The 1,295-nt window shown below is 49.9% G+C and carries 1 rRNA gene; it reads right to left on the bottom strand.

The annotated features are described in order from the left end of the window. Nucleotides 1-1,215: ribosomal RNA gene (locus ACFOU2_RS07080) — 23S ribosomal RNA — on the bottom strand; the annotation flags it as partial. Nucleotides 1,216-1,295 lie beyond the last annotated feature (80 nt).

Raw genomic sequence — 1,295 nt, 5'->3', positions numbered from 1 at the left:
TGTCAATCCACAGCTTCGGTGATACGTTTAGCCCCGGTACATTTTCGGCGCAGAGTCACTCGACCAGTGAGCTATTACGCACTCTTTAAATGGTGGCTGCTTCTAAGCCAACATCCTGGTTGTCTAAGCAACTCCACATCCTTTTCCACTTAACGTATACTTTGGGACCTTAGCTGGTGGTCTGGGCTGTTTCCCTCTTGACCACGGATCTTATCACTCGCAGTCTGACTCCCAAGGATAAGTCTTCGGCATTCGGAGTTTGACTGAATTCGGTAACCCGTTGGGGGCCCCTAGTCCAATCAGTGCTCTACCTCCGAGACTCTTACCTTGAGGCTAGCCCTAAAGCTATTTCGGAGAGAACCAGCTATCTCCAAGTTCGATTGGAATTTCTCCGCTACCCACACCTCATCCCCGCACTTTTCAACGTGCGTGGGTTCGGGCCTCCATCCAGTGTTACCTGGACTTCACCCTGGACATGGGTAGATCACCTGGTTTCGGGTCTACGACCACATACTCATTCGCCCTGTTCAGACTCGCTTTCGCTGCGGCTCCGTCTTTTCGACTTAACCTTGCATGGGATCGTAACTCGCCGGTTCATTCTACAAAAGGCACGCCATCACCCGTTAACGGGCTCTGACTACTTGTAGGCACACGGTTTCAGGTTCTCTTTCACTCCCCTTCCGGGGTGCTTTTCACCTTTCCCTCACGGTACTGGTTCACTATCGGTCACTAGGGAGTATTTAGCCTTGGGAGATGGTCCTCCCAGCTTCCGACGGGATTTCACGTGTCCCGCCGTACTCAGGATCCACTCAAGAGGGAACGAAGTTTCAACTACAGGGTTGTTACCTTCTTTGACGGGCCTTTCCAGACCTCTTCATCTACTCCGTTCCTTTGTAACTCCGTATAGAGTGTCCTACAACCCCAAGAGGCAAGCCTCTTGGTTTGGGCTAATTCCGTTTCGCTCGCCGCTACTCAGGAAATCGCGTTTGCTTTCTCTTCCTCCGGGTACTTAGATGTTTCAGTTCCCCGGGTCTGCCATCAATACCCTATGAATTTAGGTAAAGATACTGTTCCATTACGAACAGTGGGTTTCCCCATTCGGAAATCTCCGGATCAACGCTCACTTACAGCTCCCCGAAGCATATCGGTGTTAGTCCCGTCCTTCATCGGCTCCTAGTGCCAAGGCATTCACCGTGCGCCCTTTCTAACTTAACCATATGTCTAAAATTAGACGATTGATTATTTTTAGAAAAGCTTTCACTTTTCCTCAGCTATTACTGTTATCTAGTTTTCAA

The organism is Bacillus songklensis (genome assembly GCF_042649685.1).
Taxonomy (GTDB): Bacteria; Bacillota; Bacilli; order Bacillales; family Bacillaceae_H; genus Bacillus_BA; species Bacillus_BA songklensis.
This window is presented reverse-complemented; position numbering and strand designations above follow the sequence as displayed.